Source organism: Janthinobacterium sp. HH102, assembly GCF_001758625.2.
Taxonomy (GTDB): domain Bacteria; phylum Pseudomonadota; class Gammaproteobacteria; order Burkholderiales; family Burkholderiaceae_D; genus Janthinobacterium.
Genome location: NZ_CP062062.1, coordinates 3044545 through 3066871, shown reverse-complemented (window position 1 = coordinate 3066871; position 22327 = coordinate 3044545). Strand labels below are relative to the sequence as shown.

At 62.3% G+C, this 22327-nt stretch carries 19 protein-coding genes and 2 riboswitches; of the genes, 11 read left to right on the top strand and 8 right to left on the bottom strand.

Going from position 1 to position 22327, the window contains the following annotated elements:
- Window positions 1-116: 116 nt before the first annotated feature.
- Both JAB4_RS14085 and JAB4_RS14080 read right to left on the bottom strand, forming a co-directional pair.
- On the bottom strand, window positions 117-752 hold the full coding sequence (locus JAB4_RS14085; RefSeq protein ID WP_227742155.1) for a phosphatase PAP2 family protein: 636 nt from the start codon (window positions 750-752) through the stop codon (window positions 117-119).
- Between the two features lie 161 nt (window positions 753-913).
- Window positions 914-1486 carry an ATP-dependent Clp protease proteolytic subunit gene (locus JAB4_RS14080; protein WP_070221578.1) on the bottom strand — a complete coding sequence of 191 codons (573 nt, stop codon included), beginning with the start codon at window positions 1484-1486 and terminating at the stop codon, window positions 914-916.
- 169 nt (window positions 1487-1655) lie between these two features.
- Window positions 1656-1742: riboswitch (glycine riboswitch) on the top strand.
- A 26-nt stretch (window positions 1743-1768) separates the two neighbouring features.
- Window positions 1769-1874: riboswitch (glycine riboswitch) on the top strand.
- A gap of 74 nt (window positions 1875-1948) precedes the next feature.
- Between JAB4_RS14080 and gcvT the strand changes: the two genes are divergently transcribed.
- The 3 genes from gcvT (at window position 1949) to gcvP (ending at window position 6543) form a co-directional block, all read left to right on the top strand.
- Complete coding sequence (gcvT, locus tag JAB4_RS14075) at window positions 1949-3070, top strand: glycine cleavage system aminomethyltransferase GcvT (protein WP_070221531.1); 1122 nt, start codon at window positions 1949-1951, stop codon at window positions 3068-3070.
- 73 nt (window positions 3071-3143) lie between these two features.
- Complete coding sequence (gcvH, locus tag JAB4_RS14070) at window positions 3144-3524, top strand: glycine cleavage system protein GcvH (RefSeq protein ID WP_070221532.1); 381 nt, start codon at window positions 3144-3146, stop codon at window positions 3522-3524.
- A gap of 118 nt (window positions 3525-3642) precedes the next feature.
- Window positions 3643-6543 (top strand): aminomethyl-transferring glycine dehydrogenase, encoded by a 2901-nt coding sequence (gcvP, locus tag JAB4_RS14065; protein WP_070221533.1) that lies wholly within the window; start codon window positions 3643-3645, stop codon window positions 6541-6543.
- Window positions 6544-6700: 157 nt separating this feature from the next.
- Here the strand turns inward: gcvP and JAB4_RS14060 are convergent, their stop codons facing one another.
- Window positions 6701-6859, bottom strand: a complete 159-nt coding sequence (locus tag JAB4_RS14060) for a hypothetical protein (RefSeq protein WP_162995629.1) — start codon at window positions 6857-6859, stop codon at window positions 6701-6703.
- A gap of 161 nt (window positions 6860-7020) precedes the next feature.
- Here JAB4_RS14060 and JAB4_RS14055 point away from each other — a divergent pair, with 161 nt between their 5' ends.
- Complete coding sequence (locus JAB4_RS14055; protein ID WP_070221579.1) at window positions 7021-8238, top strand: Bcr/CflA family efflux MFS transporter; 1218 nt, start codon at window positions 7021-7023, stop codon at window positions 8236-8238.
- A gap of 25 nt (window positions 8239-8263) precedes the next feature.
- Window positions 8264-8872 carry a TetR/AcrR family transcriptional regulator gene (locus JAB4_RS14050; protein WP_070221534.1) on the top strand — a complete coding sequence of 203 codons (609 nt, stop codon included), beginning with the start codon at window positions 8264-8266 and terminating at the stop codon, window positions 8870-8872.
- Between the two features lie 932 nt (window positions 8873-9804).
- Here JAB4_RS14050 and JAB4_RS14045 read toward each other — a convergent pair.
- The gene (locus JAB4_RS14045; protein ID WP_139143612.1) at window positions 9805-10158 is read right to left on the bottom strand and encodes a hypothetical protein; all 354 of its coding nucleotides are present in this window, start codon (window positions 10156-10158) and stop codon (window positions 9805-9807) included.
- Between the two features lie 515 nt (window positions 10159-10673).
- Here JAB4_RS14045 and mgtA point away from each other — a divergent pair.
- Genes mgtA through JAB4_RS14030 form a run of 3 tightly spaced genes read left to right on the top strand, consistent with a single transcriptional unit; the run spans window position 10674 to window position 14245 of the window.
- Window positions 10674-13358 carry a magnesium-translocating P-type ATPase gene (gene mgtA, locus JAB4_RS14040; RefSeq protein ID WP_070221535.1) on the top strand — a complete coding sequence of 895 codons (2685 nt, stop codon included), beginning with the start codon at window positions 10674-10676 and terminating at the stop codon, window positions 13356-13358.
- Window positions 13359-13394: 36 nt separating this feature from the next.
- Window positions 13395-13736, top strand: a complete 342-nt coding sequence (locus tag JAB4_RS14035) for a hypothetical protein (RefSeq protein WP_070221536.1) — start codon at window positions 13395-13397, stop codon at window positions 13734-13736.
- Window positions 13733-14245, top strand: coding sequence for a ribonuclease HI family protein (locus JAB4_RS14030; protein WP_070221537.1), 513 nt, complete (start codon window positions 13733-13735; stop codon window positions 14243-14245). Before JAB4_RS14035 ends, JAB4_RS14030 begins: the two co-directional genes overlap by 4 nt.
- Before the next feature lie 53 nt (window positions 14246-14298).
- Here the strand turns inward: JAB4_RS14030 and JAB4_RS14025 are convergent, their stop codons facing one another.
- From JAB4_RS14025 to JAB4_RS14010, 4 genes are all read right to left on the bottom strand, one after another.
- Window positions 14299-15936: a methyl-accepting chemotaxis protein gene (locus JAB4_RS14025; protein ID WP_070221538.1), complete on the bottom strand. Its 1638-nt coding sequence runs from the start codon at window positions 15934-15936 to the stop codon at window positions 14299-14301.
- A gap of 81 nt (window positions 15937-16017) precedes the next feature.
- On the bottom strand, window positions 16018-17652 hold the full coding sequence (locus tag JAB4_RS14020) for a methyl-accepting chemotaxis protein (RefSeq protein ID WP_070221539.1): 1635 nt from the start codon (window positions 17650-17652) through the stop codon (window positions 16018-16020).
- 281 nt (window positions 17653-17933) lie between these two features.
- Complete coding sequence (locus JAB4_RS14015) at window positions 17934-18425, bottom strand: chemotaxis protein CheW (RefSeq protein WP_034752308.1); 492 nt, start codon at window positions 18423-18425, stop codon at window positions 17934-17936.
- A gap of 204 nt (window positions 18426-18629) precedes the next feature.
- On the bottom strand, window positions 18630-19166 hold the full coding sequence (locus JAB4_RS14010) for an energy transducer TonB (protein ID WP_139142882.1): 537 nt from the start codon (window positions 19164-19166) through the stop codon (window positions 18630-18632).
- Between the two features lie 179 nt (window positions 19167-19345).
- Between JAB4_RS14010 and JAB4_RS14005 the strand changes: the two genes are divergently transcribed.
- The 3 genes from JAB4_RS14005 (at window position 19346) to JAB4_RS13995 (ending at window position 22321) form a co-directional block, all read left to right on the top strand.
- Window positions 19346-19996 (top strand): HD domain-containing protein, encoded by a 651-nt coding sequence (locus JAB4_RS14005; RefSeq protein WP_070221541.1) that lies wholly within the window; start codon window positions 19346-19348, stop codon window positions 19994-19996.
- A 119-nt stretch (window positions 19997-20115) separates the two neighbouring features.
- Window positions 20116-21399, top strand: coding sequence for a TCR/Tet family MFS transporter (locus tag JAB4_RS14000; protein ID WP_070221580.1), 1284 nt, complete (start codon window positions 20116-20118; stop codon window positions 21397-21399).
- 100 nt (window positions 21400-21499) lie between these two features.
- Window positions 21500-22321 (top strand): transporter substrate-binding domain-containing protein, encoded by an 822-nt coding sequence (locus JAB4_RS13995; protein WP_070221542.1) that lies wholly within the window; start codon window positions 21500-21502, stop codon window positions 22319-22321.
- Window positions 22322-22327 lie beyond the last annotated feature (6 nt).

Here is a 22327-nt window from a genome sequence, read left to right as displayed (position 1 = left end):
GATGCCGCATCGCGACGGCAGCCTGGCCGCTCGCCGCAAAAAAGTGGTTCATCATACCATTTCCTGATGCTTTTCTGGCCAAAAAACCGTCGCGCCAGGTGCCTGCCGGCAGCGGATCAGGGGGCAGGACGGCCATCCTGCGCCAGTTTCCAGTCCGCGCGGGAAAAAACGCGCTCATGGCCGGACAGCACCAGGGCCAGTTTTTGCAGCCATTGTTCGGTCGGCATGGGCTCCGCCTTGAAGCTCAGCACCACCATCAGCGCCAGGCTGGCCAGGGCCAGCGCATGGCTGACGGCAAAATTCACGGCGCCACGGGCGCTCCACATGAAACCCAGCGCCAGCGCCAGGCCCAGCACGCAGCCGCTGACGGCTTCGGACACGCTGTGCGCATGCACGACCACGCGGGAAATGGCCACCAGCACGGCAAAGGCCACGCCGACCAGCACGCCGGCATGGCGCCAGCGCGGTTCGGCCCGCTGCAGCAGCACATACATCAGCACGGGAAACACGGCGCCGGCGCGCATGGCGTGGCCGCTGAAACCGGTAAAATCGAGCGTGCTGCTGCCCACGCCCCAACTCATGAAGGCCAGCTTCGACAGCACCACGAGGGCCAGGCCGCCGCCGTACCACAAGCTCCAGCTGAGTACCAGCCGCCACTGGCGCGACACGAGCAGCCACAGAGCAATCGCCACGCCAGCCGGCCCCATGACGGACATGTCGGCCGCAAAAGAAATCCCATTCCACCAAGTCATCGTGCCTACGCTTATTTCATGATCAGCGTGCACTATGCCACGACTGGCCCTGCTTGCGCCCGGGTTTTCATCAACTACGGAGAAGAATTACATTCCATTACAATTTCCATCTCAGAAATTGCCATACGAAAATATCTCGCGGATGCCGCACCGGCGGCGCGTCAGATATTCGTCAGGCGCTTGCCCTTGGGCGGCGCAAAGTCGCGGATCGATTCGACCATGCCCACTTCCAGCGCCTGGTCGGCCGTCAGGTGCAGGTCCGAATATGCGTGCACCTGCCACTGCTCGTCCGTCAGCTTGACGTGGCCGCGCAGGATGCGCTCGGTGCGCATGTCGTCGGCGCGCAAGCCCTCGACGATGATGCTGAGCGCATCGGGGCGCGAACCGGGCGAGGCGGTCGCATGCGACTTGTGCACCATGAAACGGGCCGTGTCGCTGGCATGGCGGTGCCGCCCCGCCAGGAACAGGGTGACGGCGATGGACGCCACGGCGCCCGCGTTGTAGGTGATGATGTCGAGCGGCAACTTGCTGAGGAAGTTGTACAGACAGATGCCATCGCTGACATAGCCGCCGTTGGACTGGATCAGGATGTGCGCGGTGGTGAGCTTGTCTTCCGTGATGTCGGCAGCGGCATTGAAGACGCGCCGCACCATGTCGCTGTTGACGTCGCCCGAGAGGGTAAAGTAACCGTGCTGCTCGGTGTTGTTTTGCGTCTCGCTTTGTGTAGTGTTCATGGCAGGCACCCGCAAGAAAGCCAGGATTTCATCATAGCGCATTCCCGCGCGCCCGGGCGCCCTTTTGCAGCGGAACATTCCCCTCGCCAGCCCCGCAAACCGGGGCTTTTGCTGCAATTTGGCAACGTCTTTACAGATTGACAGAAACACCCCGCTGGCATATATTCCTCCCACTTGATCGGGAGAGGGCAACCCAGCGTTGCCGCCGAAGGGGCACTACCCAAAAACTCTCAGGCAAAAGGACCGATCAGGCGGACTGAAGCTGTTGCTTTGGCGACACTACAGCTCAACTCTGGAGAGCGGCCGCGGCACATGCCGGCGGCCCACCGAAGGGGCGCACGGGGCAAGCCCCCGTAATCTCTCAGGTACAAAGGACAGGGGGGTCAGTGATCACGCTGGAAAGCCGTGTTTGGCTATTCTATGTTTTGTTAACTTCCCCTTTACCTTCGTCCCGAGGAATCCATGACGCTCAAAGCGACCCCACTCAACAACGCCCACCGTGCCCTCGGCGCCCGCATGGTCGATTTCGGCGGCTGGGACATGCCTGTCAACTACGGCTCGCAAATCGAAGAACACAACGCCGTGCGCGGCGACGCCGGCATGTTCGACGTGTCCCATATGTGCGTGGTCGATATCGAGGGCCCGAACGTGCGCGCCTTCCTGCGCGGCTTGCTGGCCAACAACGTCGACAAGCTGCAAGTGTCGGGCAAGGCGCTGTACTCGTGCATGTTGAATGCCGAAGGTACCGTCATCGATGACCTGATCGTCTACTTCTTCAACGAAAACTGGTTCCGCCTCGTCGTCAACGCGGGCACGGCTGAAAAAGACGTAGCCTGGATGCAGCAGCAAAACACCAACACCAACAGCGGCCTGACGATTACCGAGCGCCGCAATGCCAACAATCCGATGGCCCTGGTGGCCGTGCAAGGCCCGAACGCGCGCGCCAAGGTGTGGCAAGTGCTGCCGGAAACGCAAGCCGCGTCCGAAGCCATCAAGCCGTTCAACGTCGTCATCGTCAAGGATACGGCCTTCGGCGAAGTCATGCTGGCGCGTACCGGCTACACGGGCGAAGACGGCTTTGAAATCGGCGTGGCCGCCACCCAGGTGGAAGCGCTGTGGAACGCCCTGGCTGCCGCAGGCGTCAAGCCGGCCGGCCTCGGTGCGCGCGACACCCTGCGCCTGGAAGCAGGCATGAATCTGTACGGCCAGGACATGGACGAAAGCGTCAACCCGCTCGACGCGGGCCTGGCGTGGACCATCGACCTGGTCAGCGAGCGCGACTTCATCGGCAAGGCCGCCCTGCTGGCCAAGGGCCAGAACGCGCAATTCGTGGGCCTGATCCTGCGCGAAAAAGGCGGCGTGCTGCGCGCGCACCAGAAAGTCATCATCGCCGGCAGCGACGCCGCCGGTGAAATCACCAGCGGCACCTTCAGCCCGACGATGCAGGAAGCCATTGCTCTCGCGCGCGTGCCCAACGGCGTGGCCGTGGGCGACACCGTGCACGTGGAAATCCGTGGCAAGCAGCTGGCCGCTTCCGTCGTCAAGCTGCCTTTCGTGCGTAACGGTAAAATCCTGGCTGCGTAAGCGTATTTATAGAGCCGCCCGCAAGACCGTACAACCATAATCAATAACGAACACTTACCATCTGGAGCCACACATGAACATTCCTGCAGACCTGAAGTACACCGCTTCCCACGAATGGGTACGCCTTGAAGGCGACGGCACCATCACCGTCGGCATCACCGAGTACGCGCAGGACGCGCTGGGCGATATCGTCTTCGTCGAACTGCCAACCGTGGGCAACAGCTACGGCGCCGGCGACGACGCCGCCGTGGTGGAATCGGTCAAGGCAGCGAGCGACATCTACGCGCCGATCGCCGGCGAAGTCGTGGCCGTCAACGACGACGTCGTCAACTCGCCTGAATCGATCAACGCCGACGCCTACGCCAACTGGCTGTTCAAGATCAAGCCAGCCGACGTGTCGGCCCTGGACGGCTTGCTCGACGCCGCCGCCTATGGCGCCACCACCAGCGCGTAATCGCGTTTGACTCACGGGCCGCGTTTGCGGCCCGTTTGCATTTAATTTTGTAGCGATACCCCGCCGCCGCGCCCGCGCGCCGCCTCCCGGTTTTTCAGTCTTTTTTGGCCTCTATATCATGACCCGCACCAGCCTGACCCAACTCGAAGCACGCGATGCCTTCATCGCCCGCCACATCGGCCCTTCCGCCACCGAACAGCAAGCCATGCTGGCGACCCTCGGCTATCCATCGCGCGCCGCGCTGATCGACGCCCTGGTACCGGCCAACATCCGCAACAAGGGTGCCCTGCCCCTGGGCGCGTACTCGCAGCCGATGCCGGAACAGGAAGCCCTGTCGCGCCTGAAAGCCATCGCCGGCAAGAACCAGGTATTGAAGTCCCTGATCGGCCAGGGCTATTACAACACGTTTACGCCAGGCGTCGTGCTGCGCAACATCTTTGAAAACCCGGCCTGGTACACGGCGTACACGCCTTACCAGCCCGAGATTTCGCAAGGCCGCCTGGAAGCGATTCTGAACTTCCAGCAAGTGATCACGGACCTGACCGGCATGGGCATCTCGAACGCCTCGATGCTGGACGAAGGCACGGCCGCCGCCGAAGCGATGACCCTGATCCAGCGCGTGGGCAAGTCGAAATCGAACGTGCTGTACGTCGCCAATGACGTGCTGCCGCAAACACTGGAAGTGGTGCAGACGCGCGCCCAGCCGATCGGCATCGAAGTGCGCACCTTCGACCCGGCCGAAATCGAGTCGCTGGACGCCTGCTTCGGCGTGCTGCTGCAATACCCTGGCGTAAACGGTGTCGTGCGCGACTACCGCGCCGGCGTGGAAAAGCTGCACGCGAATGGTGCCATGGTCATCGTCGCGGCCGACCTGCTGGCCCTGACCATGCTCACGCCACCGGGCGAATGGGGCGCCGACGTCGTCGTCGGCAACAGCCAGCGCTTCGGCGTGCCGCTCGGTTTCGGCGGCCCGCACGCGGGCTATTTGTCCACGCGCGATGAATTCAAGCGCAATATGTCGGGCCGCCTGGTGGGCGTGACCGTCGATGCGCAAGGCAACAAGGCGTACCGTTTGGCCCTGCAAACGCGCGAACAGCACATCCGCCGCGAAAAAGCGACGTCGAATATCTGCACGGCGCAAGTGCTGCTGGCCGTGATGGCCTCGATGTACGCCGTCTACCACGGCCCTGCCGGCCTGCTGCAGATCGCCCAGCGCGTGCACCGCTTTACGGGCGTGCTGGCCGCCAACCTGAAGACCCTGGGCTACGGCGTCGTCAACGCGACTTACTTCGACACCCTGACCATCAATGTGGCCGATGCGGCGCAGCTGCACGCGACGGCCATGCACCACGGTGTCAACCTGCGCAAGATCGACAATACCCATGTGGGCGTGTCGCTCGACGAAACCACCACGCGCGACGACATCGCGCTGCTGTGGAAGGTGTTCGCGCACGGCCTGGCCAACGCGCCTGCCGCGCCTGACCTGGACGCCGTCGAAGCGGCGGTGACCAGCGCGCTGCCGGCGCAGCTGGCGCGCGAGAGCGCCTACCTGACGCACCCCGTCTTCAACAGCTACCACTCGGAACACGAAATGCTGCGCTACCTGCGCAGCCTGGCCGACAAGGACCTGGCGCTGGACCGCACCATGATCCCGCTCGGTTCGTGCACCATGAAGCTGAACGCGACGAGCGAAATGATTCCCGTCACCTGGCCCGAGTTCTCGAACATCCACCCGTTCGCCCCCGACGCGCAAACGGTCGGCTACCGCGAAATGATCGCGCAACTGGAAGAGATGCTGTGCGCCTTGACGGGCTACGCGGCCGTCTCGCTGCAGCCGAACGCCGGCTCGCAGGGCGAATACGCGGGTCTGCTGGTGATCAAGGCCTACCACGAGTCGCGCGGCGAAGGCCACCGCAACATCTGTCTGATTCCATCGTCGGCGCACGGCACCAACCCCGCATCGGCCAACATGGTCGGCATGCAGGTCGTCGTCACCAGCTGCGACGCCAACGGCAACGTGGACCTGGCCGACCTGAAAGCCAAGGCGGAAAAGCACAGCGCCAACCTGGCCTGCGTGATGGTCACCTACCCATCCACCCACGGCGTGTTTGAAGAAGGCATCCAGGAACTGTGCGAGATCATCCACTCGCACGGCGGCCAGGTCTACATCGACGGCGCCAACATGAATGCGCTGGTCGGCGTGGCCGCTCCCGGCAGTTTTGGGGGCGACGTGTCGCACCTGAACCTGCACAAGACCTTCTGCATCCCGCACGGCGGCGGCGGACCAGGCGTGGGCCCGATCGGCGTCGGCGCCCACCTGGCGAAATTCCTGCCGAACCAGCGTTCGTCGGGCTACCAGCGCGACGCGGCCGGCATCGGCGCCGTCAGCGCCGCGCCATTCGGCTCGGCCAGCATCCTGCCGATTTCGTGGATGTACATCGCCATGATGGGCGCGGAAGGCTTGACGGCAGCGACCGAGACGGCGATTCTGGCGGCGAACTACATCGCGCGCCGCCTGGCGCCGCACTACCCGGTGCTGTACTCGGGCCACGACGGCCTGGTCGCGCACGAGTGCATCCTGGACCTGCGCCCGATCACGGACGCCACCGGCATCAGCAATGAAGACGTGGCCAAGCGCCTGATGGACTTCGGTTTCCATGCGCCGACCATGAGCTTCCCCGTGCCGGGCACCCTGATGATCGAGCCGACGGAAAGCGAATCGAAAGTCGAAATCGACCGCTTCATCGACGCCATGATCGCCATCCGCGCGGAAATCGCCAAGGTCGCCAGCGGCGAATTCGACCACGACGACAACCCGCTGAAAAACGCGCCGCACACGGCACAGGTATTGATGTCGGACAACTGGGAACGCAAGTACAGCCGTGAAATTGCGGCCTACCCCGTCGCTTCCCTGCGTCAGCGCAAATACTGGCCGCCGGTCGGCCGCGCCGACAACGTATACGGCGACCGCAACCTGTTCTGCGGTTGCGCACCGATCAGCTCGTACGAGGAAGAGTAAGCGCCACGCGCCCGCTTAGGCGGGCGTGCCAGCGATAGAAAGGCAGGCCACGCGGCCTGCTTTTTTTTATCGTAGGTCGGATTAGGCCCGAAGGGCCGTAATCCGACAACATGGTTGGCGTATATGGTGACGTCGGATTACGCTGCGCTAATCCGACCTACAACGCCAGCAAGGCCGCGCCCGGCAATCCCAGGGCGGTGCCCAGCATCGTCAGCAACACGACATCGCGCCGCTCGCAGCGCGTGCGGTGCGAACTCCAGGCGGCAAACAGCAAGGCCACGGCCACGCCGCTGAGTGAAATGCCCACTTCCGTCATGCCAGCCCTCCCTGCGGATGCAACGCATCCGTCATGGTTTCCTTTTTCATCGTCCCCATCCTTTTCATTGATTGAGCAAGCTACCTACCGGTAGGCAGTAAGTGTACAATAAAAAACACGGCGATGTCCATGCCGTGTTTTTGAACGATGAAGGAAGCACAATGCAGCAGCAAACCACTCTCCCCGCCGCCAGTCTCGGGCTGGCGGCTTCCCTGGCCCTCGTGGCCGTGCTCGGTCCGGCCGGCATCGATATGTACCTCGCGTCGATGCCCGCCATGGCGCGCGAACTGCACACTTCGTATGCGAACGTGCAGCTGAGCCTGACCGTCTTCCTGCTGGCCCTGGGCGGCGGGCAGCTGCTGTGCGGGCCGCTGACGGACATGCTGGGCCGGCGCCGTCCGCTCTTGGCCGGTATCGCCGTCTACATCATGGCGGCCGTGTGGGCGTCGCAGGCGGATCAATTGAGCACCCTGCTGCTGGCGCGGACGGTGCAAGGCCTGGGCGCGGCGCTGACCCTGGTCGTGGTGATGAGCATGGTGCGCGACGTGGCCGATGGGGTTAAAGCGGCGCAGCTGTTTGCCCTGTTGATGACCATCGTGGGCCTGGCGCCCGTGCTGGCGCCCGCCGTGGGCGGCTTGCTCGATTCTTACTACGGCTGGCGCGCCGTGATGCTGGCCCTGGCCGCGCTGGGCGCCTTGACCCTGCTTAATAGCGCGCTGTTCTTGCAGGAAACCTTGCCGCCGAAGCAGCGTGTATCGCCGAAAGGCATGCACCGCACGTATGCGGGCATCGCCCTGGACCGCGCCTTCCTGCTGCCCGCGCTGGCCCTGTCGGCCGCCTTCTTTTTCCTGTTTGCGTATATCGGCGGCGCGTCGCTCGTGTACCAGCGCGATTTCGGCCTGTCCGCCGGCAGTTTCGGCCTCGTGTTCGGCGCGACGGGCGTGGCCGTGCTGCTCGGTGCCATGGCCAGCGGCCGCCTGGTAAGCCGCCATGGCGTGGCGCGCTTGAGCGTGGCGGGCAGCGTGGCCATGCTGGGCGGCGCGGGACTGGCCCTGCTGGGTGCCTGGGCAGGCTTCGGCATCGCCGCCGTCGTGCCCGGCATGTTCGCGTCCCTGTGTGGCCTGGGCATCGCGGAAGCGGCGCTGATGGCCATGGCCATGGGTTCGCAACAGCGTGCGCTCGGTTCCACGGCCGCCCTGCTGGGCGCCATCCAGATGACCTTGTCGTCGCTGGCCACGCCGCTGGCGGCCGGCCTGTCCGAACGGGGGCCGCTGCCCTGGCTGCTGTTCTTGACGGTGGCCGGCCTGCTGGTATCATGGCTGACTCTGGCCACTGCGCGCGTCCATCCGGCACACGCCAACAGCCTGGGAGCGCACTGACGCTTCACACAACTACTACCCTCATATGAAGAAACGCTCGGCCTCGGCCGATAACATCTGTGCCGTTGCCGTCGTGCACTTTTCCGAACACGGCTACGATGCCTCGTCCCTCAGCGATATCGCCGCGCAGGCAGGCATGCGCAAGGCTTCGCTGTACTCGCACTTCACCGGCAAGGACGCCCTCTTCCTTGACGTGTTTGCCGACGCACTGGCCGAAGAGCAAGCCTTCATGGACGCCTGCTTTGCCGACGAGGCGGCGCTGGCGGCACCGGGCGGCCAGCTGGCCGGCGCCCTGTACTGCGACCGCATGGCCCAACGCTACGGAGATTCGGCCCATCTGCGCTTTTTGCTGCGCACGGCGTACCTGCCGCCCGCCACCCTGCGCGTGGAAGTGGGCACGGGCTACGAAGCCTTGCTGGCGCAATTGCAGCGGCACTACGTGGCCAGCCTGGGCCGCTGCGCGCCAGCGTTGCCGGCCGCGCGCATCGACCTGTATGCGCAAGCCTACCTGGGCATCGTCGACAGCCTGCATGTGGAGCTGATCTACGCGGGCGGCGCCGCGCTGCAGCAGCGCCATGCGGCGCTGTGGCAGATATTGTCCGATTCGCTGGCGATGGCGGCGCAACCGGCCTGATGCGGTATAGCTAACTGTCACACGCTGAACCGACAACCAGGTCTGACACAAGCCGCCATCGACTCTTCGGAAGCAGCGGTTTGCCACCTTCAAATGTGGTGCGGCTTGCTGCCGGATTTTTCGCATGCGAAGTTCCGCGTGCGCCGTTTTCCGTCGTTGGCAGGCTCCGCCCCGTTGCATGCATTGCTTACTGTTTGCAACTGTCGCCCAGCCAGAGCTTATGAGCAGTTCAGCAGTGTCTAGTGAAATCGTGGCAATTTAAGCATCCAGGATGCATCATCACAGCCGACAATACTAGCAACTGAAAAAAAGCGAGAAACAAAGCTCGTGGTATCGGCGGCATGAACTTCCATTGCAGGCTCTTCGTCGGTGAAATCAAGGCAGACTTATTGCTTCCCACACAATAAAATAATGCCGATAGAGCCAAGGAAAAAAACCTTACATTAGCCGGTACAACGTCAGGAGCAAAGGCGCAGCCAAAGAAAATTGACGCGAAAAAAAAATAAGGAAATGCGGGAAATTTTCTGTCCCAACTGAAGTTGTATTTGAGATTCCATAATTTTTATCATTGATTTTAGTTACTCAAGTTTCGCTTCGAACGACTGCTCCTGGCCGCTTGCTATCGTTGGCCGGTCACGCCCTATGATGTTGAAAAACTCAGACAGGTAGACCCTTAGATCAATATCCTGCCAGCCCAGCCTGGCCTGTACCGCCGCCGGTGAACGATCACCGGCTGCCTGGCGGCCGGAAGCCTCTGGAAATCATTGCCGCTCGACTTTCTCAACACAATGGGGCGAAAGTCGTCCGTCGCTGCCAATAGTGCTTGCCGTAAAACAGGCATCCACGGGTTTCTACGCATGCGGAGCAGCAGCAGCGTGGAAACTGGCAGGGAACGATAGTTTTTTGGCGAGGCGCGCCACGCCAAAAATGGGTCAGGCATAGGCATACACCAGTAGAAAGCCAGCCAGCGGAACGACGGCAAACAACACAACAACGCCAAGGCAACCTGATCTCGCTCCAGGTCTGGATCCTGCAGGGGAAGCGCTACGCTCACACTCGCGCGGCGCCCTGGCACGCACCCATTTGAGATGACAGGACTGGCAAAAGAATGTGGTTTTGTTGTTGCGCCAGGCGTCGATGGTGCGATCGGTATGGCGTGCAAGCGTGCCGCAACGGGCACATTCGAAATGTGTTTCTTTGGGCAGTTTTTTTGAAAAGTGCTTGCCGGCAAAGAACATGACAACAAGTCCCGCTATGACTGCCCCAACGATGAATTCCATAGACATGTGTTTTTCTGTATTTGCATCGTGTTCACCATGGCTATTTACAGCCCATCAGCGTACCCGAGCATAACGGATTGCCAAGCAGAAAGGATCACACATTGTCACAGCAACGCGAATGGCCGCGTCCGGCCAAAACAACACCCACACCCACATTACACTTTGGAAACCTAAGATTTCTTCAGTTGACACCCTCGCAGCCCATCCATAAGATGCCCCCATTATTCATTTACGGAGTCCCACGTGGGTACTTGTTCTAGTGACAGTAGCCGATCTTGTATCGGTGATTGCCTCGGCAGCTAAGCAGCAAGCAACGCGGAACGCTCTTTCCTCCGTGCCTTGCTGAGCAAGGTGCGGTGTCTCGCGCGGCCACTCCGGCTGCGCGCCTCTCCCCCCCCCTCTTTCCGATCGCGACCGGCTACTGACCCGGATTGCCCGCCAGCACGATTGTGTCTTGGCGGCACGCAAGTCTTGCCTGCGGCTGCGCCGCCCGTCAACACCTCGTCGTGAAAGGAAGAGCCATGAATCTCTTCACCCGCTTATTCGAATCGTTCCTGCGCAAGCGCCATACGGCCGGCAACTTCCGGCGCCGCGCCATGCCGCTGGAAAACAGCACGGCCCGGCCCGTGCCCGACCACCTGGCGCGCCAGCTGCTGGCCGCCGCCCATGAAGACCTGGACAGCGCCCTGAACCGCCTGCACACGCGCCTGGAAGGCTTGCGCGATGCCGAGGCGCAAGTCATCGGCGCGCAGACGGGGCCGAACGAGGTCGAACATGAGAAACCGCTGGCCTGGTACCAGCACCTGTGGCTGTGCTACAAGAATCCGTTCAACCTGCTGCTCACCGTGCTGGCCATCGTGTCCTACCTGACGGAAGACCCGAAGGCGACCATCGTCATCGGCACCATGGTGATTTTATCAACCCTGCTGCGTTTCGTGCAGGAAGGCCGCTCGAACCGCGCCGCCGAACGCCTGAAAGCCATGGTCAGCAATACCGCCACCGTGCTGCGCAATGGCCAGCAGATTGAGCTGCCCATCCGCCAGCTGGTACAGGGCGACATCATCGTGCTGTCGGCCGGCGACATGATCCCCGCCGACTGCCGGCTGCTGTCCGCGAAAGACCTGTTCGTCAGCCAGGCCGCCATGACGGGCGAATCCCTGCCCGTGGAAAAGATGGCAGAGCTGGCCGACGCCCATGGCAAAGACCCGATGGAACTGGCCAATCTGCTGTTCATGGGCACGAATGTAATCTCCGGCGCGGCCACGGCGCTGGTATTGGCCACGGGAAACCGCACCTATTTCGGCACCATCGCCACGCGAGTGACGGCCACCGAGCGCACGCCCACGGCGTTCGAGGCGGGCGTGAACAGCGTCAGCTGGCTCTTGATCCGCTTCGCCCTCGTGATGGCGCCGCTCGTGTTCCTGATCAATGGCTGGACCAAGGGCGACTGGATGGAAGCGTTCCTGTTCGCCCTGTCCGTCGCCGTGGGCCTGACGCCGGAAATGCTGCCCATGATCGTCACCAGCACCCTGGCCAAGGGCGCCGTGAAACTGTCGAAAAAGAAAGTCGTCGTGAAGCGCCTGGATGCGATCCAGAACTTCGGCGCCATGGACGTGCTGTGCACAGATAAAACGGGCACCTTGACTCAGGACAAGATCGTGCTGGAACGCCATACGGACGTGTTCGGCCAGCCGTCCGATGAAGTACTGCAATTCGCCTACCTGAACAGCCACTACCAGACCGGCCTGAAAAACCTGCTCGACCGCGCCGTGCTCGACCATGTGGAATTGCAGACGGAAATGCAACTGGCCCGCGATTACGTGAAAGTCGATGAAATCCCCTTCGATTTCGTGCGCCGCCGCATGTCCGTTGTCGTCTCTGAAAAGAATGACCACCATGAACTGATCTGCAAGGGCGCCGTCGAGGAAATCCTCGCCGCCTGCAGCCATCTGCGCCTCGGCGGCGTCAACATTCCGCTCGATGCCGCGCTGCTGGACAAGGTACTGGAAACCACGCATGGCCTCAACGCGGAAGGATTGCGCGTAGTGGCCGTGGCCGTCAAGGAAGTGCCGCCCCATAAGACCGTGTACGGCGTGGCCGATGAAACGGCGCTGACCCTGATCGGCTATGTGGCGTTTCTTGATCCGCCGAAGGAATCGACGGCGCCCGCCCTTCGCGCGCTGGCGGAACATGGCGTCACCGTGAAAGTATTGACGGGAGACAACCACCTGGTGACGGCGAAGATTTGCCGCGAAGTGGGCCTGGCCGTGCACGGCGTGCTGCAAGGCCCGCAACTGGACGACATGGACGACGCCACTTTGGCCCGCGCTGCGGAAGAGAATACCGTGTTTGCCAAGCTCAGCCCGCTGCACAAGGAACGCCTCGTGCGCGCCCTGCGCGGCAACGGCCATATCGTCGGCTTCATGGGCGACGGCATCAACGACGCGCCCGCCCTGCGCGCGGCCGACATCGGTATTTCCGTCGACTCGGCCGTCGATATCGCTAAGGAAGCGGCCGACATCATCCTGCTGGAAAAAAGCCTGATGGTGCTGGAAGAAGGCGTGCTGGAAGGCCGGCGCACCTTCAGCAACATGCTCAAATACATCCGCATGACGGCCAGCTCGAACTTCGGCAATGTGTTTTCCGTGCTGGTGGCCAGCGCCTTTTTGCCGTTCTTGCCCATGCTGCCGCTGCACTTGCTGGTGCAAAACCTGCTGTATGACGTGTCGCAGATCGCCATCCCGTTCGACAATGTCGACGCCGAGCTGATCCAGCAGCCTTTGACCTGGAACCCGCGCGACATCGGCCGCTTCATGGTGTTCTTCGGGCCCATCAGCTCGATCTTCGACATCAGCACGTTTATCCTGATGTGGCATGTGTTCGGCGCGAATACGCCGGAACAACAGACCCTGTTCCAGTCCGGCTGGTTCGTCGTCGGCTTGCTGACGCAGACGCTGATCGTGCACCTGATCCGCACACCCAAGCTGCCCTTCATCGACAGCATCGCGTCCGTGCCCCTGCTGGTGGCCACCACCGTCATCATGGCTGTGGGCGTGTTCCTGCCGATGGGACCGCTGGCGACCTACTTCAAGCTGCAAGCCTTGCCGTTGGGCTATTTCCCATGGCTGCTGGGCATCCTCGTCTGCTACACCGTGCTGACGACGTTCATGAAACGCGTGTATCTGCGCAAATTCGGCTGGCAATAGTATGATGAGCCGCTCTTTCCCCTACAAAAGGCACGCATGAGCGGCTCCTCCCTTTCCAAACGTCATCTCGCCCTGCTGCTGTCGGCCCTCGTCTTCCCCGGCAGCGGGCATTTTGTCTTGCAACGCAAGGCCCGTGGCTGCCTCTTCCTCGTGCCGGCCCTGGTTGCGCTGGCGATCATAGTGCGCCAGATCATGGCACGGTTAGACCAGGTTATGGCACAGATCGACAGCGGCGCCCTGCCCCTCGACGTGCAGCTGATCATGGAAAAAGTGGAGGCCCTCTCCGCCAACGACGGCCCCGCCATGACGGTGGCCGTGTGTGTGCTGGTGGCGTGCTGGATCGGCAGCCTCATCGACACCTTCCTGATCAAGCCATGACGGCGGAAGCAGAGGCGCGCAAACTGCGCAAGGAAGCCAGGATGCAGGCGCGCCGCGCACAGCTGGCGCTCAAGCGCCAGGACCATGGCGGGCCGCTGGCCTGGCGCGGCTGGTTCGACGGGTCCGCCCACCCGAACCCTGGCAAGCTGGGCATAGGCGCCCTGCTGCTGGGACCGCATGGCGAACGCATCGAAGTGAGCGAAGCGGCCGGTTATGGCAGCAGCAGCGACGCGGAGTATGCGGCCCTGACGGCCGTGCTGCAGGCGGCACTCGGCGTGCGCCCGCCGCCCGTGCAACTGCTGCTGTACGGTGACAGTCAGGTGGTGATCAATGATGTGCTGGGGACGACGCCGGTCGGCGCCAAGGGGCTGGAAACGCAGAGGGCCACCGTAGTGGCCCTGCTGAAACAATTCACGGATGTGAGCTTGCGCTGGCTGCCGCGCCACCGCAATGGCGAGGCGGACCGGCTGTCGCAGCTGGCGATCGCAAGCTTCACCCCAGAGGCTTGAATACCAGGGTCGTACCCTCAGGGTACGACCCCAGCCGTTACTGGGTAAGCAACTTAGGCGGCGCGGCCGAGCTGCAATGCTTCTGCTGGCGCCTTGGCTGCCGGACGCTTGGCCCCCTTCAAGCCGCTGACACTGGCCTGCTGCCCATTCAATTTGAACACGCTGACCACCTGCGCCAGGTTGTGCGCCTGGTGCTGCATCGATTCGGCGGCCGCCGCCGATTCTTCCACCAGCGCCGCATTCTGTTGCGTGACGGCATCCATCTGGCCGATGGCGCGGTTGATCTCGTCGATGCCCACGCTTTGCTCGCTGCTGGCCGCCGTGATTTCCGTGATGATGTCGCTCACGCGCTGCACGCTGTCGACGATGTCGTTCATGGTCGAGCCTGCCTGCGCCACCAGCATGCTGCCCGCGTTGACTTGCTCGACGGACGCGCCGATCAGGGTCTTGATCTCTTTCGCGGCGCTGGCCGAGCGCTGCGCCAGGTTGCGCACTTCCGAGGCCACCACGGCAAAGCCGCGGCCCTGCTCGCCGGCCCTGGCCGCTTCCACGGCCGCGTTCAGCGCCAGAATATTCGTCTGGAAGGCGATGCCGTCGATGACGGAAATGATGTCGACGATCTTGTTCGACGACGCATTGATCGATTCCATCGTGCCCACCACTTGCGCCACGACTTCGCCGCCCTTGACGGCCACTTGCGCCGCCGATGCCGCCAACTGGTTCGCCTGGCGCGCATTGTCCGCATTCTGCTTCACGGTGCTGGTCAATTCTTCCATCGAGGACGCCGTCTCTTCCAGGGAACCGGCTTGCTCTTCCGTGCGGGAAGACAGGTCCTGGTTGCCGGCGGCAATTTCCGTCGACGAGGTCGCAATGCTGTCCGTGCCCGTACGCACTTCGCTGACGATGTTGAGCAGGCTCGTGTTCATGTCCTTCAACGCTTGCAGCAATTGCCCCGTTTCATCCTTGGCGCTGGCATCGATCTGCGCCGTCAAGTCGCCATCGGCCACCTTGCGGGCAATGTCCACGGCCGTGCGCAGGGGACGCACGATGCCCATCGTCAGCAACCAGGCGCAGACGACGCCAAAGCCCAGCGCCAGCACGGCCAGGGTCAGCAGCAAGTTGCGGCTCGTCTTGGCGACATCGTCGATCTCGCGCGCCGTCGTGTCGATGCTGGCGCGCTGGTGCTGCAGCATGTCGTTGACCACTTTCAGGTATTTCGTCGAACCGGGCACGAAGATACCCTGGAAAGCCTTCTCCGCTTCCGCTTCCTGTCCATCCGCCTTCAGCTTCGATACTTGCGCGCGTGAATCGAGGTAAACCTTGCGCTGTTCGCTCACCAGGCGGAACAGTTCCTTTTCTTCCGGGCTGGAAATCAAGGCTTCGATTTTCTTTTGCAGTTCGCCCGAGACGACGGACGACTGTTTCGCCTCTTCCGCAAAATACGCGCCCAAGGTCGTGTCGCTGCTGCGCGCGATGGCCGTGGTGCGGCGCACGCCGCTATCGATCTTGGAATACCAGTCGGAAATATAGCGTTCCTTCGCCAGCGGGAGTTCCATCATGGTGCGCGTGGCCGTGGCCACGTCGTGCAAACGCCACACGCTGATGCCCGTGATGAGCATGGAAAACAGCAAAATCACGGCAAAACCCAGGCCGAGGCGCACACCAATACTGACGTTTCTTAACAAATTCATGTGAATATCCTAAAAAAGCGGAACCAGACTATATAAAAGGGGGACAGCAGAAAGCGGCCGCACGGGGCGGCCGCAGCGGCATCAGCGCGTGCCGATGCGCAAGGTGGTTTGCGGCGCTGCCGGGCGTTTCAGCGCTTGTGTTACACCGTTCGCACCGCTGGCCTGCTGGCCGTTGAGCTTGAACACGCTGACGACCTGCGCCAGGTTGTGCGCCTGGTGCTGCATCGATTCGGCGGCGGCCGCCGATTCTTCCACCAGCGCCGCATTTTGCTGCGTGACGGCATCCATCTGGCCGATGGCCCGGTTGATTTCGTCGATGCCCACGCTTTGCTCGCTGCTCGCGGCCGTAATTTCCGTGATGATGTCGCTCACGCGCTGCACGCTGTCGACGATATCGTTCATGGTCGAACCGGCTTGCGCCACCAGCATGCTGCCCGCGTTGACTTGCTCGACGGACGCGCCGATCAGGGTTTTGATTTCTTTCGCGGCGCTGGCCGAGCGCTGCGCCAGGTTGCGCACTTCGGACGCCACGACGGCAAAGCCGCGGCCCTGCTCGCCTGCACGGGCCGCTTCCACGGCCGCGTTCAGCGCCAGGATATTCGTCTGGAAGGCGATGCCATCGATGACGCTGATGATGTCGACGATCTTGTTCGACGACGCATTGATCGATTCCATCGTGCCCACCACTTGCGCCACGACTTCGCCGCCCTTGACGGCCACTTGCGCGGCCGACGCCGCCAACTGGTTCGCCTGGCGCGCATTGTCCGCATTCTGTTTCACGGTGGAAGTGAGCTCTTCCATCGAAGACGCCGTCTCTTCCAGGGAACCGGCCTGCTCTTCCGTGCGGGAAGACAGGTCCTGGTTGCCGGCGGCAATCTGCGTCGAGGACGTGGCGATGCTGTCCGTGCCGCTGCGCACTTCGCCAACGATGTTGAGCAGGCTCGTGTTCATGTCCTTCAACGCCTGCAGCAATTGCCCCGTTTCATCCTTGGCGCTGGCGTCGATCTGCGCCGTCAAGTCGCCATCGGCCACCTTGCGGGCGATATCCACGGCCGTGCGCAGGGGGCGCACGATGCCCGTCGTCAAGACCCAGGCACAGACAACGCCAAAAGCCAGCGCCAGCGCGGCCAGCACCAGCATCAGGTTGCGGCTGGTATTGGCGACGGCGTCGATCTCGCGCGCCGTCGTGTCGATGCTGGCGCGCTGGTGTTCCAGCAAGTCCTGCACCATCTTCTGGTACTTGGCGGCGGCCGGCACGAAGGTCTTTTCAAACACTTCATTGGCGGCATCGACCTGCGCTTCACCCTTGAGCTTGTAGACCTGGTCGCGCGAACCGATGTACACCTTGCGCTGCTCCAGCAAGCCCGCGAACATGGCTTTTTCCTCGGGCTTGTCGATCAAGGCCTCGATTTTCTTTTGCAGCTCGGCCGAGCTGGCCGACGAGACTTTCGATTCTTCGGCGAAATAACCGCTGAGCGAGGTATCGCTGCTGCGGGCAATGGCGATGGTGCGGCGCACGGCGCTGTCGATGCGGCCATACCAGTCGGAAATATAGCGTTCCTTCGCCAGCGGCTGCTCCATCATGACGCGCGTGGCGCTGGCCACGTCGTGCAGGCGCCAGACGCTGATGCCCGTAATGAGCATGGAAAACAGCAAAATCACGGCAAAACCGAGTCCGAGGCGGACACCGATGCTGACGTTGCGTAATACATTCATGTGACTATCCTAAAAAGCCCTGATGCCAGCATGCCGCACGGCTGATGGCTTCCCTTTGGCGCGCTGGCTGGCGGCGGTGTCAAGGCGGGTGTAAAAGTGAAACTGAAGTGAAACTGGCGCACGGTTCGGCGGAACCGTGCGCCAGGAAATGCGCTAGCGTGCGCCTTGCAGAAAAACCAAGCAATGTCGAGAGTCAATTGTTTTTAAGAAACCCTCTCGGATTAGGATGTCGGGAAATGTTCAGGGGCAATGCAACGCCGTCCCGGACTTTTCCTGGCGGCCTAGGCTGCGAGTTTTTCGATCAGGCCCATGTCGGCGCTGGACATCAGCTGGTCAATGTCGACCAGGATCAGCATGCGCTCGTCGATGGTACCCAGGCCGATCACGTATTCCGTGTTGATCGAACGGCCCATGTCCGGCGCCGGCTTGATCTGTTCCGGCATCAGGGTAGTGACGTCGGAGACGCGGTCGACGACCATGCCGACGACGCGGTTGCCGATATTGAGGATGATGACGACGGTAAACTGGTCATAGCTGGGCGTGCCCAGGTTGAACTTGATGCGCATGTCGACGATCGGCACAATGATGCCGCGCAGGTTGACCACGCCCTTGACGAACTCGGGGGCGTTGGCGATGCGGGTCGGCGTTTCATAGCTGCGGATTTCGCTGACTTTCTGGATGTCGATGCCATACTCTTCCTGGCCCAGGGTAAAGGCCAGGTACTCGGCAGCCTTGGCAACGGTGGCGCCAGTGTCGCTGGAATTGGTGTTCATGATGATCCTTTAGAAATGTCGCAGGACGCGCCTATCACCAATCTTGGACGCCCATAGGGAATTTATTAAATAATGCACTGAAATTGCAATACGGCAATGTTACCGCATGTAAATTTTCAGTGCACTAAAAAAGAGCATCGTTGTTTCCGCTGGACCGCGATTATCTGACTTTGTAGCAAAAGCATCACGCCTGGGCGCCAGCCGCTATGGTGCCGCCCTCTCCCCGCCCTCCTCGTTCGACGGCAGGTTGAATGTCACGGTATACACAAAATCCATGGTGCAAGGCACGCCGCCGCACAGCCCCGGCTTGTAGCGCTGCTTGATGGCGGCAGCCGCGGCGAAGTTCGCCATCTTGTCGTCCGGAGACTCGAAGATGGCCACTTCCTTGCCTTCCCCCTTGCTATTTACCTGCACCGCCAGCACCAGTTGGCCCCGCACCTGCAAGATGCGCTGCGCCGCGTACACTTCACGCAAGAAAGGTGCTAAGCCCTTGAGCGGATAGGGAGGCTCGTCTGTGGCCGGCATGCCTTCGTACTGATCCCGTACGGCAAGCTTCTGCTCCGCACTGAGTTGCGCATAGCTGTAATTCAAGGGAATACCGGCCTTCACACCCTTGTGTTTAATGACTGTGCCTGTTTGCGCCATATCCTCTGTCAAGGTATAGCGGGGAGCTTCCTGGGCCCAGGTGGCCGCGTGACCGCAGGCAAGTAACAAACCGACTATCAGCCAATAACGGTGCATGAGCATCCTTTTCAATGTGGAATGATTGTTTTAAAAAAATATCTGATGGGCAATAAAACCCCAAGACGCGCATTCTGCTCAGAAGTAAATAAAAAAGCAAATACCATTAGAGCAATGGATAGTTGCGTGCGCACGTTTTATGCCACACTGGCGCCCCCCGCTTTTTATGATGGTGAACCATGCATTCTTTGCTTTCCCAATGGCAGCCACGCCTGCTGGCGCTGGCCTCGGCCGGCCTGGGCGATGACAGCGCCCACGACATCAACCACCTGCACCGCGTCTGGCGCAATGCCAGCGTTCTGCTGCAGGAATATGCGCAGGCCGACGCCCTCACCGTGATAGCAGCGTGCTACCTGCACGACCTGATCAACCTGCCGAAAAACCACCCCGAGCGCCATCTGGCCTCGCGCCAGGCGGCCGCGCTGGCTTGCCGCCAGCTGGCCGAACTGGATTTTCCACCAGAAAAACTGGCCGGCGTGGCCCACGCCATCGAGACGCACAGTTTTTCCGCCAACTTGACGCCGCACACGATCGAAGCGCAGATCGTGCAGGATGCCGACCGTATCGACGCGCTGGGCGCCGTGGGACTGGCGCGCCTGTTCTACACGGCTGCGCGCATGGATAGCGCGCTGGCGCATGGCACGGATCCGCTGGCAGCGCATCGCCCGCTCGACGACAAGGCCTACGCACTCGACCATATCGTCACCAAGCTCGACAAGCTGCCCGGCAAGATGCAGACGGCGGCGGGCCGCGCGCTGGCCGAACAGCGCCTGGCCGTGCTGACGGATTTCCGCGCCGCCTTTGCCGACGAATGGGGAATGGGCGCATAAGCTTGGCGGCGATAGCCAGCAACGCGCATGCTGTCTATAATGCAAGCCTCAGCTATCGCGCCGCGCGTCAGCAGCATCCTGTAACGCGCCGGCGCGATGCCAACGCGCCGAAAGCATGCATGTCCGATAAAACCAGCCCCGACAGCCATTCCCCGTCCTCGCCCGCCGCGCCCGCGCGCGCCGGCAATCTCAATTTCATCCTCGTCTGCGTCTTCATCGACATGCTGGGCATCGGCCTGGTGGTGCCCGTGCTGCCCATCCTGATCGGCGACTTTGTCGACGGCAAGGATGCGCAGGCATTCTGGTACGGCATCATGGCGGCCGTCTTCGGCTTGCTGCAGTTCATCTTCATGCCCATGCTGGGCGCCATCAGCGACCGCGTGGGACGCCGTCCCGTGCTGCTGTACTCGATGGCCGGCATGGGCATCAACTTTCTCGCCACGGGCTGGGCGCCGAACCTGGCCTGCCTGTTCATCGGCCGCATCATCGGCGGCGTCTCGTCGGCCAGCATGTCGGTCGCGTCCGCCTACGCCTCCGATATTTCCACGCACGACAACCGTGCCAAGAGTTTCGGCAAGATCGGCGCCGCCTTCGGCCTGGGCTTCATCTGCGGGCCCATGCTGGGCGGCCTGCTGGGCGAGGTCAATCTGCGCCTGCCGTTTTACGTGGCGGCCGGCCTGTCGGCGGCCAATTTCCTCTACGGCTATTTCTGCGTGCCCGAATCGCTGCAGCCCGGTCCCCGCGCGTCCTTTACCTGGGCGCGCATCAATCCGTTTGCCGCCCTGCTGAAACTGGTGCGCCGCGTGGAGATCCGCGGCCTGGTGCTGGCCTTCGGCCTGATGACGTTTGCGCAGATGATGCTCAACACCACCTGGGTGCTGTACACGCATTTCCGCTTCGACTGGACGCCGCGCCAGAACGGCATCGCCATGTTCTGCGTGGGCCTGTGCGCGGCCGTCGTGCAGGCGGGCTTGCTGGGCATCCTCATCAAGCGCTTCGGCGAAGTGCGTTTGTCACTGCTGGGCATGGCTTCGGGCGCCCTCACCTACCTGCTGTACGGCCTGGCCACGCAAGGCTGGATGATGTACGCGCTGATCCTGTGCAACCTGCTGGCCTTTGCCGCCGGTCCGGCCCTGCAGGGCATCATCTCGAAATCATCGAACGCCGGCGAACAGGGTGAACTGATGGGCTCCCTGCAATCGATCAGCAGCCTGGGCATCATCATCATGCCTTTGCTCGGCAGCATGATCCTCGGCGAGTTGAGCCACTTGCCAGCACAGGACTGGCGCATCGGCAGCACCTTCTATCTGTGCGCCATCATGCAAACCTTGGGCATCGTGGTGGCCTGGCGCTACTTCCAGGCGCAGCGCCTGGCCAGACTTGCGGTTTCCACCACAAAGTAGTCGGCAGGATAATATTGCATTTGAGAAATAAATAGGCGAGAATGGGATAATCAAGCGGACGTTGCCGACGCCCGCGATTCGATGGTGAGCAAGGATGGGTATGACTGACTTTTATTCCAGCGCCTGGCGCCGGACCGTGGCCATGCTGGCGCTGGCGCTGCCGACCCTGGCGGGCGCGCAATGCTCGCGCGACATCCAGGTGCCCGTCTCGGCCATCGGCGCCAGCGTGGTGGTCAATGGCGCCGCCATCGGCGGCATCTACCCCGACTTGCTGCGTAGCATGGGCGCCAAGCTGGGCTGCAATTTCATCTTCACGGCCGTGCCCCGGGCGCGCCTGGAGGCGATGTTTGAGGCGGGCAAGGCCGATATGCTGATTCCCGCCAGCAGCACGCCGCGGCGCGACCAGCACGGCCTGTTCATCCCCTTGATGGGCAACCGGCCCCTGCTGATCTCGCTGCAAGGCGCACGCGCGCCCATCAACACCATGCAGGAACTGATCGAGCGGCGCGACTTGCGCGTGGCGCTCGTGCGCGGCTACGACTATGGCGCCTCTTACCAGGCGCTGGCCAAGGAACTGAGCAGCCAGGGCCGCCTGTTCTACGAGGTCGATGCGCTGTCCGTGGCGCGCCTGATGCAAAGCGGCTTCATCGACGCCACCATCATGAGCCCCACCATCCTGGCCGGCGTGGCGCAAAACGATGCGCGCGTGTATGGCCTGGCCGACCGCCTGCGTCTGGAAGCCTTGCCGGAATTGCCGTGGGGCATGAGCGGCGTCTACCTGTCGCGCAAGTCGCTGACGGCGGATGACCAGGCGGCCCTGCGCGAACTGCTGGAAAAAGCCAGCCGCTCGGGCACCCTGATGGAAGGCTTCCAGCGCCATCACCGCCAGGAACTGTTGTCGCAGAGCATACGCCCGCGCTAAGGCCTG

Bases quoted from the DNA above. Each gene is read 5' to 3' on its own strand.
- JAB4_RS14035 (WP_070221536.1), top strand. From the start codon at position 13,395: ATGAGCGGCTCCTCCCTTTCCAAACGTCATCTCGCCCTGCTGCTGTCG.
- JAB4_RS14005 (WP_070221541.1), top strand. From the start codon at position 19,346: ATGCATTCTTTGCTTTCCCAATGGCAGCCACGCCTGCTGGCGCTGGCC.
- JAB4_RS14045 (WP_139143612.1), bottom strand. From the start codon at position 10,158: ATGTCTATGGAATTCATCGTTGGGGCAGTCATAGCGGGACTTGTTGTC.
- mgtA (WP_070221535.1), top strand. From the start codon at position 10,674: ATGAATCTCTTCACCCGCTTATTCGAATCGTTCCTGCGCAAGCGCCAT.
- JAB4_RS13995 (WP_070221542.1), top strand. From the start codon at position 21,500: ATGACTGACTTTTATTCCAGCGCCTGGCGCCGGACCGTGGCCATGCTG.
- JAB4_RS14085 (WP_227742155.1), bottom strand. From the start codon at position 752: ATGACTTGGTGGAATGGGATTTCTTTTGCGGCCGACATGTCCGTCATG.
- gcvT (WP_070221531.1), top strand. From the start codon at position 1,949: ATGACGCTCAAAGCGACCCCACTCAACAACGCCCACCGTGCCCTCGGC.
- JAB4_RS14030 (WP_070221537.1), top strand. From the start codon at position 13,733: ATGACGGCGGAAGCAGAGGCGCGCAAACTGCGCAAGGAAGCCAGGATG.
- JAB4_RS14080 (WP_070221578.1), bottom strand. From the start codon at position 1,486: ATGAACACTACACAAAGCGAGACGCAAAACAACACCGAGCAGCACGGT.
- JAB4_RS14000 (WP_070221580.1), top strand. From the start codon at position 20,116: ATGTCCGATAAAACCAGCCCCGACAGCCATTCCCCGTCCTCGCCCGCC.
- JAB4_RS14025 (WP_070221538.1), bottom strand. From the start codon at position 15,936: ATGAATTTGTTAAGAAACGTCAGTATTGGTGTGCGCCTCGGCCTGGGT.
- JAB4_RS14050 (WP_070221534.1), top strand. From the start codon at position 8,264: ATGAAGAAACGCTCGGCCTCGGCCGATAACATCTGTGCCGTTGCCGTC.
- gcvP (WP_070221533.1), top strand. From the start codon at position 3,643: ATGACCCGCACCAGCCTGACCCAACTCGAAGCACGCGATGCCTTCATC.
- JAB4_RS14020 (WP_070221539.1), bottom strand. From the start codon at position 17,652: ATGAATGTATTACGCAACGTCAGCATCGGTGTCCGCCTCGGACTCGGT.
- JAB4_RS14055 (WP_070221579.1), top strand. From the start codon at position 7,021: ATGCAGCAGCAAACCACTCTCCCCGCCGCCAGTCTCGGGCTGGCGGCT.
- JAB4_RS14010 (WP_139142882.1), bottom strand. From the start codon at position 19,166: ATGCACCGTTATTGGCTGATAGTCGGTTTGTTACTTGCCTGCGGTCAC.
- gcvH (WP_070221532.1), top strand. From the start codon at position 3,144: ATGAACATTCCTGCAGACCTGAAGTACACCGCTTCCCACGAATGGGTA.
- JAB4_RS14060 (WP_162995629.1), bottom strand. From the start codon at position 6,859: ATGACGGAAGTGGGCATTTCACTCAGCGGCGTGGCCGTGGCCTTGCTG.
- JAB4_RS14015 (WP_034752308.1), bottom strand. From the start codon at position 18,425: ATGAACACCAATTCCAGCGACACTGGCGCCACCGTTGCCAAGGCTGCC.